This window comes from Actinocrinis sp., assembly GCF_035938995.1.
In the GTDB taxonomy this organism is placed as follows: Bacteria; Actinomycetota; Actinomycetes; order Streptomycetales; family Catenulisporaceae; genus DASZGI01.
Genome location: NZ_DASZGI010000218.1, coordinates 1 through 9,323, shown reverse-complemented (window position 1 = coordinate 9,323; position 9,323 = coordinate 1). Strand labels below are relative to the sequence as shown.

The 9,323-nt window shown below is 72.0% G+C and carries 9 protein-coding genes; 5 read left to right on the top strand and 4 right to left on the bottom strand.

Going from position 1 to position 9,323, the window contains the following annotated elements; genetic code table 11:
- Positions 1 to 644, bottom strand: a 644-nt coding sequence (locus VGZ32_RS15535; RefSeq protein WP_349263621.1) for a class III extradiol ring-cleavage dioxygenase, incomplete at its 3' end; no start/stop codon positions are given.
- A gap of 98 nt (positions 645 to 742) precedes the next feature.
- The gene (locus tag VGZ32_RS15530) at positions 743 to 1,519 is read right to left on the bottom strand and encodes a GTP cyclohydrolase II (protein ID WP_326886744.1); all 777 of its coding nucleotides are present in this window, start codon (positions 1,517 to 1,519) and stop codon (positions 743 to 745) included.
- A gap of 213 nt (positions 1,520 to 1,732) precedes the next feature.
- Here VGZ32_RS15530 and VGZ32_RS15525 point away from each other — a divergent pair, with 213 nt between their 5' ends.
- On the top strand, positions 1,733 to 2,275 hold the full coding sequence (locus VGZ32_RS15525) for a YbhB/YbcL family Raf kinase inhibitor-like protein (RefSeq protein ID WP_326886743.1): 543 nt from the start codon (positions 1,733 to 1,735) through the stop codon (positions 2,273 to 2,275).
- A gap of 75 nt (positions 2,276 to 2,350) precedes the next feature.
- Positions 2,351 to 2,947 carry an RNA 2'-phosphotransferase gene (locus VGZ32_RS15520; RefSeq protein WP_326886742.1) on the top strand — a complete coding sequence of 199 codons (597 nt, stop codon included), beginning with the start codon at positions 2,351 to 2,353 and terminating at the stop codon, positions 2,945 to 2,947.
- A gap of 41 nt (positions 2,948 to 2,988) precedes the next feature.
- Here VGZ32_RS15520 and VGZ32_RS15515 read toward each other — a convergent pair whose 3' ends face one another.
- Entirely contained in the window at positions 2,989 to 3,390 is a 402-nt protein-coding gene (locus VGZ32_RS15515; RefSeq protein WP_326886741.1) for a YjbQ family protein, read from the bottom strand.
- 49 nt (positions 3,391 to 3,439) lie between these two features.
- Entirely contained in the window at positions 3,440 to 4,204 is a 765-nt protein-coding gene (locus tag VGZ32_RS15510) for an SDR family oxidoreductase (RefSeq protein ID WP_326886740.1), read from the bottom strand.
- A 227-nt stretch (positions 4,205 to 4,431) separates the two neighbouring features.
- Between VGZ32_RS15510 and VGZ32_RS15505 the strand changes: the two genes are divergently transcribed.
- The 3 genes from VGZ32_RS15505 to VGZ32_RS15495 all read left to right on the top strand — a co-directional run.
- The gene (locus tag VGZ32_RS15505; protein WP_326886739.1) at positions 4,432 to 5,241 is read left to right on the top strand and encodes an SAM-dependent methyltransferase; all 810 of its coding nucleotides are present in this window, start codon (positions 4,432 to 4,434) and stop codon (positions 5,239 to 5,241) included.
- A gap of 497 nt (positions 5,242 to 5,738) precedes the next feature.
- Positions 5,739 to 8,711 (top strand): helix-turn-helix transcriptional regulator, encoded by a 2,973-nt coding sequence (locus tag VGZ32_RS15500; protein ID WP_326886738.1) that lies wholly within the window; start codon positions 5,739 to 5,741, stop codon positions 8,709 to 8,711.
- A gap of 466 nt (positions 8,712 to 9,177) precedes the next feature.
- On the top strand, positions 9,178 to 9,323 hold a 146-nt coding region (locus VGZ32_RS15495; RefSeq protein ID WP_349263620.1), incomplete at its 3' end, for a biotin carboxylase N-terminal domain-containing protein.

Sequence of the window (9,323 nt, the reverse complement as noted above, 5' to 3'; positions counted from 1 at the left end):
TGCTCGGTGCGCGGGTGCGCGAGCCGCCCGGACGGGGACTTGTGCTCGAAGTCCAGCAACGCGTCGAGGTCGCCCGCGTCGAGTGCGCGATGTCCCCAGTCGTCGAACTCGGCCATGATCGAGTGGACCGAGCCGTCGTGGGTCAGGGCCCGCAGATTGTGCGTGAAGAAGCCGCTGCCGACGATCAGCACGCCCTCGTCGCGCAGCGGGGCCAGCCTGCGTCCGAGTCGCATCAAGTTCTGCGGGTCGAGCGTGGGCAGGGAGATCTGCAGGACCGGGATGTCCGCAGCGCCGTACATCTCGACCAGGGGGACGTAAGCGCCGTGATCGAGACCGCGGTCTGGCACGTCCTGGACCGGGGTGTCCGCGGAGCGGAGCAGCTTGCGGACGTCCTCGGCGAGCTCGGGCGCGCCGGGCGCCTTGTATTCGACCTCGTAGTAGTGCTTCGGGAAGCCGTAGAAGTCGTAGACCAACGGCACCCTCGTCGTTGCACCGAGGGCGAGCGGGGCGTCCTCCCAGTGGGCCGAGACCATCAGGATGGACTTCGGCCGCGGCAGGTTCCGCGACCAGGACGCCAGCTGGTCCGGCCAGATCGCGTCGTCGGCGAGCGGCGGCGCGCCGTGGCTCAGGTAGATCACCGGCATGCGGCCGGGCGGCGGCGCTCCGGCAGGTTGGGCTTCGGCGCGCGCGGCGGCGTCGACCGGGGTTTCCGTGTCGTGGTCGGTCATCAGGTCCTCCGGGATCAGGCGGCGGAATCCGTCGCCGCGGAGGTGGGCAGCGCGATGGCGTGGTGGGTGTGCGTGACCTTGGCCCGCAGGTACCGCAGGTTCGCCTCGGACAGGTGCACGCCCGTGCTGATCCGCTCGGCGATCTCGACACCGAGCGCGTCGAGCTGCAGCGCCTTGTCCGGGTTGTTGCTCAGCAGCCGGATGCGCGGCGCGCCGAGCGTCGCGAGCATCTGCGCCGCCGCGGTGTAGTCCCGCTCGTCGTCGCCGTGGCCGAGCGCGCGGTTGGCGGCGTACGTGTCCAGACCCTGGTCCTGGAGCGCGTAGGCATCGAGCTTGGCGTACAGGCCGATGCCCCGGCCTTCCTGGCGCAGGTAGAGCAGGTAGCCCCCGGCCTTGGAGATCCGCTCGACGGCTTCGCGCAGCTGCGGGCCGCAGTCGCACCGCTGCGAACCGAAGACGTCGCCGGTCAGGCACTCCGAGTGCGGACGCACCAGCGGCACCTCGGCCGACTCGTAGTCACCCAGGCCGAGCGCCAGGTGCTCGCGGCCGTCGACCAGGCCGGTGAAGGTGAACACGTCGGCGACCGTCTCCCAGCCGTCCGGGAAACGCAGCGGCACCCGGACCTTGGTGCGGATCGCCGCCGGGGACACGGCCGGAGCGTCGGCGAGGGCGACGGCGGTCGCGCCGTGTGCCGGCCGCGCGGTCGCGTCGGCACCGGATCTTGGGCGTGGACCCAGGCAGCGTGCGCGCAGTCCGCCGGCGTGGGTGCCCGAAGTGGCGGGGTCGGTCATCGCCGCAGCGTACATGTCGTCCTCGTCTCCGAGTAGTTGAACCTTCAAGTTCTCGAACCCGACCCTACCCAAGGATATTTCAGCTTTCAAGGAAATTTTCCTTGGCCGGTCCGCGGTCCCCGCGCTCCCCATACCGTTCCACTGACCGTCGCCGCGGTCGCTAAGGTGCCAGTGGAGCAGATCTCAGCAGCCGCCGACGAGAGGACGCCGACGATGGCGAACCGAGCCCCGAACCCCTTCGACTTCCTGCCCGAGGCGCCGGCCTTCGAGCTGGCCAGCGACGACGTGGCCCCCGGCGGGCTGCTGCCCGAGGCCCACGTGTTCAACGGCTTCGGCTTCGAAGGCGAGAACCGCTCGCCGCACCTGCGCTGGAGCGGCGCACCGGAAGGCACCCGCAGCTACGTGGTGAACGTGGTGGACCCGGACGCTCCCACCGGCAGCGGCTTCTGGCACTGGGCCGCGGTGAACATCTCCGCGGACACCACCGAGCTTCTCACAGGGGCGGGCGAGAACGACGGCTCGCTCCCCGGCGACGCCTTCCACGTGCGCAATGACTACAGCCGGCACGGCTACGACGGACCGGCACCGGCCGCCGGACCCGTCTCGCACCGCTACATCTTCACCGTGCACGCCCTGGATGTGGAGGCCCTCGAGATCACCCCCGACACCTCCGCCGCCGCGGTGGGCTTCAACCTTTACTTCCATACCCTCGCGCGCGCCCAGTTCATCGCCGAATACGCGCGCAAGGAGTCCTGACCAGGGCGGTTGCGTCATGCGGCTGCTTAATCCGGTTGCGCGGGGTCCGCTGACCGGCGTATGTGTGTCACCCGTATGAGCGAAGAGCAACCCGCGCCCGGTGCGGCGAACCCGCCGCGCCTCGTGCGCCTCTCCAAATGGGTGTCCCTCAGGCTGCGCCACGACCCCGCCGGAATCGGCCTCGCCCTCGACCGTCAGGGCTGGGCCGAGGTGGACGAGCTGATCACCGCATCGGCCCGGCGCGGCGTCCGCTTCACCCGCGCCGACCTCGACGCCGTCGTCGCCGGCAACAACAAGCAGCGGTTCGAGTACGACGCGGCGGGTGAGCGCATCCGGGCACGTCAGGGGCACTCGGTCCCCGTCGATCTCGGATACGCCGACACCGTGCCGCCGGACGTCCTCTACCACGGGACCTCGGTCCGCGTGCTGCCCTCGATCCGGCGAGCCGGCCTGCTTCCGATGAGCCGTCACGACGTGCACCTGTCCGCGGACGTCGACACCGCGAGCAAGGTCGGCTCCCGGCACGGCCCGCCTACGGTCCTCACGGTCGACGCGGCGGGAATGGCACGCGACGGGCACACCTTCCGAGTGACCCCGAATGGCGTATGGCTGACCGCCGCGGTCCCCGCCCGCTACCTACGCGAGGATGCGGTCAGGACGCTACCGGCGTAGTCGTGTGATGTAGTGACGTGATGAGGTGACGGGCCGCCGGCTCAGCCCTCGAGGAACGACAGGCGCAGTGAGCGCACCCGGTTGTCCACGTTGCTGTCCACGATCACCACGCTCTGCCACGTGCCGAGCTGCGGCTGGCCGCCGAGCACCGGGATGGTCAGCGACGGGCTGACGAACGCCGGGAGCACGTGGTCGCGGCCGTGGCCGGGGGAGCCGTGCCGGTGGACGTACCGGTCGTCCGGGGGCAGCACCTCTTCGAGGATGGTCTCCAGGTCCTGCTCCGTGCCCGATCCGGTCTCAATCAGCGCCAGGCCGCACGTCGCGTGCGGCACGAACGCGTGCAGCAGGCCGTCGCCGCGGCCCCGGCAGGCTTCCACCGCGTGCCGGGTGACGTCCGTGACCAGCCGTCGCCCGATCTCGACCTTCACCACCGTGCTGAACATCGCCGCCGCCTAAACCTTCCCGTCCGTCGTTGTGCTCTGCGCCAATGCCTTACCAACGCTTGGACATGCTGCGGCTCACCCGCGTGCGTACCCCGCGTGGTACGTACCGCGACGCGGCCGTCAGCACCTTGTATTGCGGCCCCGGGACGCTTACCGGCAGGCCGCGCCGCAAATCGCGCAGCGCGTTCTCCACCACGTACTCGGCGTCGAGCCACATCCAGCCGGGGACCGACGTGGTCTCGATGTCCGCCCGCTGGTGGAACTCGGTGTGGGTGAACCCCGGGCACAGCGCCATCGCCCGCACCCCGGTGCCGCGCAGCTCCGCGGCCAGGCTCTCGCTGAAGGACAACGCCCACGCCTTCGCCGCGCTGTATGTGCCGCGGGGCACGAACGCTGCGACTGAGGCCACGTTGATGACCGCTCCGCGACCGCGCGCGATCATGCCCGGCAGCGCCGCGTGCGTCAGACGCATGGGCGCGAGCACGTGCACATCCAGCAGCCGCTCCTCGTCCTCGGCGCTGGTCTTCGTGAAGGCCTTGCCCAGATCGAATCCGGCGTTGTTGACCAGGAAGTCGACCGGCCGGTCGGCGTCCGCGAGCCGCGCTTCGACCGCGGCGCGCCCCTCCTCGGTCACCAGATCCGCGGGCAGTGTCTCGACCTCAGGCGCTCCCAAGCCCCGCAGCTCCTCGGCGACCGTGTCGAGCCGTTCGGGATTCCGCGCCACGAGTATCAAGTGGTAGCCGGAGCGGGCGAACGAGTCGGCGAAAGCCTTGCCGATGCCGGCGGTACCGCCGGTGATCAACGCAGTGGTCACCCCGTCAGTCTATGACGCGGCTCGGCTTGTTTCGCCAGGCCCGCGACCCCCCGGCGACAGCCGCGGCCTTCCGTGATTCGATACGGCGCCTCCTGCGGCGCCGGTGTGCGGGATACCTGTCACCCGATAGCGCCACCGCCCGCCGCGTTGCAATTCGCGTGGATACCGCTACGCTGCGCAGCAGCCTCGGCGCGGTCCGACGCCGGGCGGGAGGGGAGAAACCGTCAATGGCTGCCCGACGCGCGGCACCGTCGGACGCGATGGGCGACCGATCGCTCGCGCACCCGGCCCGCATGTACGACTACTGGCTTGGCGGGAAGGACAACTTCGCGGTCGACCGGGAACTGGCCGAACGGGTCGCCACCAACGCACCCCACATCACCCTGGCGTGCCGGGAGAACCGGGCGTTCCTCGGTCGCGCGGCCCGGTACGCCGCGGCGGTCGGGCTGCGCCAATTCGTCGACATCGGCGCCGGATTCCCGACGATGGGCAACACCAACGAGGTCGTGCACTCCGTCGCGCCCGACGCCCGCATCGTCTACGTCGACAACGACCCGGTGGTCCTCGCGCACGGGCGCGCGCTGCTCGCCGGACGCGACACGAACCGCACCCAGATGGTGGCCGGCGACCTGCGCGCGCCCGAGCGGATCGTGTCCGACCCGCAGCTGCTGAAGGAGATCGACTTCGGCGAGCCGGTCGCCGTGCTGCTGGTCGCGATCATGCACTTCGTGCGCGACTCCGAGGACCCGGCCGGGATCATCGCCCGGCTTCGCAAGTCCATGGCGCCCGGCAGCCTGCTGATCTTCTCGCACGCCACGTTCGACTACGATCTTCGTGTCCTGAACAACGCCCGGGTCTACAACGACGCGACCGCCCCCTTCATCCCGCGCACGCGAGCGCAGCTCGAGCGGCTGCTGACCGGGTTCGAACCCGTCGAGCCCGGGCTGGTGGAACTGCCGTTGTGGCGCCCGGACGGCGCGCGGCCGATCCCGGCGCAGCACATCGGCATGTACGCAGCCGTAGGCGCGTTGAGCTGACCGCCGACGGCACCGGATGCGGCCAGGCAGGGCTCTGAATCGGCGGCCGGCAAGCGTATCAACATACGACTATAGTGGCCGTTGCCCACTCTGCGATCTCAGGTATATAGTCCACGCAGAGGTTTCCGTATCCGTAGTTGTACGGTCTCACAGCGTGCACATGCAGCGCACGCACGAAGGGCGGCCATGGGTCCGACGCGCAGGGTTCACGGCGCGGCCGTCGGCCTGGGCATCGGGTATCCGGCCCCGGCGGGCGCCCGCCCTCGTCTCCCCACTGATTCGATGCATATGCGCCGCGCCCGCGGCCGGCGCTGACCTGCCCGCCCTCGCCCCTGATCCCGCTCAGCGGGCGCGCCGCAGCGTCGCGGCACCGCAGGACGCGCCCTCCGCCCGCACCATCCGACGAACGCGAGACACCGCGCGCCATCCCGGCGCCGCGTCCACTCGAGACGGCGAGCCGAGGGGGGACCGCCGCTCCGCCGCATAGGAGGCCGACCGTGTCCAACCCCGCGCTCAAGGCCACGGACGGGGGCCGCGGTACGAGCGCCATTGCCGAGGCCCCGATAGGCCGGCGCGAGCTGCTGAACCGGGCTCGCGAAGAGTTGCGGGGCGGCCCCGGGGTGCTGTTCTTCGGACCGGCCGGTATCGGCAAGTCGCGGCTGCTGGCCGCGCTCGCCGCGGAGGCCGCGGCGGCGGGCGCGACTGTGCTGCGGGCCGCACCCGCCGAGGCCGAGTTGCGTCTGCCGTTCGTCTGCCTCATCGACCTGCTCGGACCGGTGCCCGACGCCGTCATCGCCCGTCTGCCCTCGGGCCTGGGCACCGCGCTTCGCGCGGCCCTGATGCGCGGGGAGGTCCCGCACACCGACCAGGACCGGCTCAAGGTACAGCTTGCGTTCCTGCACCTCATGCGGGAGCTGGCCGTGCGCAACCCGGTATGGCTCGTGCTTGACGACCTGCAGTGGGTGGACCGGCCGACCGCGCAGGTGCTCGGGTTCGTGGCCCGGCGCACCGCGGATCTTCCGGTGCGAGTGCTCGCCGCCGAGCGGGCCACCGACCGGGGCGGTCCCACCTGCGCCGACCTCGTGCCGCCGGGCACCGTGGAGTTCGCGGTCGCCCCGCTGTCCCTGCCGGACCTGTCCGCCGTGCTCGAGCGCTATACCGGGGCCAAGCCGACGCCTGCCGTGGCGCGTCGGATCCATCGCGTCTCCGGCGGCAACCCCTTCTACGCCCTCGAACTCGCGCGCGCACTGCCCCCGGACGGCGCCGCGCTCGCGCCGGGGGAGCTGATCCCGATCCCGTCACGGCTGCGCGACGTCCTGCTGCGCCGGCTGCGCGAGCTCGAGGAGCCGACCCGCGGCGTGCTGCTGCTCGCGGCCACCGCCGACCGGCCCACCCTCGCCCTCGTCGCGCAGGCCGCCGCAGCCGAGGGCGAAGACAACGGGCAGCACCTGGCGACGGCGGAACGGCTCGGGGTGGTCCGGGTCGAGCCGGACGGCCTGATCCGCTTCGAACATCCGCTGGTGCGCGCCGCGATCTACGCCGACGCCCCGTCCCGGGCCCGCCGCGCCGCGCACGCCCAACTCGCCGACCTGGTGGGCGAACCGGTCGAACGAGCCAGACATCTGGCACTCGCCCTGCCCAGCGAGAGCGAGCAAGTGGCCGCCACCCTCGAGGCGGCCGCGGCCTCCGCGCGTCGCCGCGGTGCTCCGGCCACGGCGGCGGAACTCGCCGCGCTCGCCGCCCAGCGCACCCCGGCGCGCGGGCCGATGGAAGGGGACGGACAAGGCCCCGGACGCGGAGCGGCCCGGCGCACCGAACGGCTGCTGGCCGCCGCCGAGTACGCGTTGGACGCGGGCCTGCGCGACGACTCGCGCCGCCTGGCGCAACAAGTGTTGACGCAGAGCGCTGATCCCACCCATCGGACCGAGGCCCGGATCCTGCTGCTGCGCTGCTCCGGACAGTCGATGGGGGAAGGCGGGGCGATGATCGCCCGCGGACTGGCCGAGGTGGCCGGCAACGAACTGCTGGAGGCGTGGCTGTGGTGCTGGTCGGCCAGCGTCGAACTGCACAGCGGACGGGTGAGCGTGGCCGAAGTGCACGCGCGCGAGGCGGCGCGACTGGCCCGGCGGGCCGGGGACGCCGAGGTGGAGATAGTCGCGCTGACGCGCCTGGCCCACTGCCACGCGCTGACCGGTGACTCGGCCGGACAGTCCGTGCTGCGCCGCGCCTTCGAACTGGCCGAGCGGTGGGCGCCGGACGGTGGGCCGGAGAGCGAGGAGTCGCGGCTGCGGACCCTGTGGGAGCCGATACGGCGCCAGGCGATCCTCGACATGCATGCCGACCGGCTCGACGCCGCGCAGGAGCGGCTGGCGACGCTCACGGAACGGTCGGCGGACGCGATCGGGGTCGAGGACCTGTGCACGATCCTGATCACCCAGACCGACGTACGGGTGCGCGCGGGGCGGTGCCGGGAGGCGATGCACAGCGCGCACCGGGCGTTGCGGCTGATGGAGGATCTGGGGGAGAGCCCGGCGCCGGTGCTGTTCGCCGCGGCGCTGGCCGAGTCGGCGGGAGGCTCGGCGGCGCAGGCGCTGCGCTATGCCGAGCGGGGCGTGCGCTGCGGCCGCGTCGACGGGGACAAGCACGGCCTCATCAGGACACTGACGGTGCTGGGCAAGGCGCGGCTGCTTGCGGACGACCCGGCCGGAGCGGTCGAGGTGCTGCGCGAGGCCGGACGGTTGGAGCAGGCGGCGGGGATCACCGATCCGGCGTCCGGGAACTGGCACGCCGACCTGGCCGAGGCGCTGGTCGCGGTCGGAGAGCACGAGGAAGCCGCGCGCTTTGTCGCGTCGGTCGGGTCGCGGGCTCGCATGCTGGGACGGTGTGCGGTGGGCACAGCCCTGGACCGCGCGGACGCGCTGCGGCTCGCGGCGATCGGCCGGCTCGGAGAGGCGGCGGCGCTGCTGCGATCGGCTGCGGAGCGGCAGACCGACACCCCGCTCGAGCGGGTACGGACCCTGATCGCACTGGCGCAGGTCGAGCGGCGACGCAGACATCCGGGCTCCGCCCGTGACGCGGTGGCTGAAGCACACCGGCTCGCGGTGGAGACGGGCGCGGCGCCGTGGGTGGAGAAGGCCGAGCGGGAGCGCGAGAGGCTGGGCGAACCGCTGATGCGGGCCGGGCGGCCGGGAATGAGGCTCCTGACAGGAGCCGAGCTGCGCTGCGCAGAACTGGCCGCGTCCGGGGCGACGAACCGGGAGATCGCCACGGCGCTGTTCGTGAGCGTGAAGACGGTGGAGGCGACGCTCTCGCGCAGCTACCGGAAGCTCGGCGTGCGCTCGCGCACCCAACTGGCGCGGATCCTGGCCGACCCGGCGCAGCCGGCGGCAGGCGCGGCGGGTACCGGTGCGGGCAGTGGCGGGGAGGGCGGCGCGGGCACCGGACTCGCGGTGCGATTGCGGGCCAGTTGAGCCGCGAGCGACGCGCGCTCCGGCGCCCGGCCGGGCCGGGTATCTGCCGGTGTCTCACGAAATCCGCCGACTGCGCCGGGGCACAAGGGTTTTCCCGCTTATCGCAGGGGTCTGGTGGATCTAGTTTGTGCGGTGGACGGGCGCGTTCCCGTCCCGGATCGTCCGGCGTTCATCGCGAGGAGAAACCTCGTCGGCCGGCTCGGCCGAACTCCTCATCACCGGCATGCGCCCCGGAGCCGGCGGCTGTCGCTGAGCAGGGCCATGCAGCCCACCACGGGCCCCGGGACCGACAAGGTCCCGGGGCCGCGTGCGATGGCAGCGTTGTCCGGGAGCGACTCTAGTGCCGGTATAGGTGGTGCCGAGACGCTATGGGTCACCCATGTACCGGGCATTACCGTTGGGCTCTGATAGCCGCGCTACACGCTAACGCCGCACGCCGCGCGAGGAGGACTACGTCATGGCCGCCATCACTAAGGTTTTGATTGCTAATCGGGGTGAGATCGCGGTGCGGGTGGCGCGGGCGTGCCGGGATGCGGGGGTGGGCAGTGTGGCGGTGTATGCGGAGTCGGATCGGGATGCGGTGCATGTGCGGGCGGCGGATGAGGCGTTCGC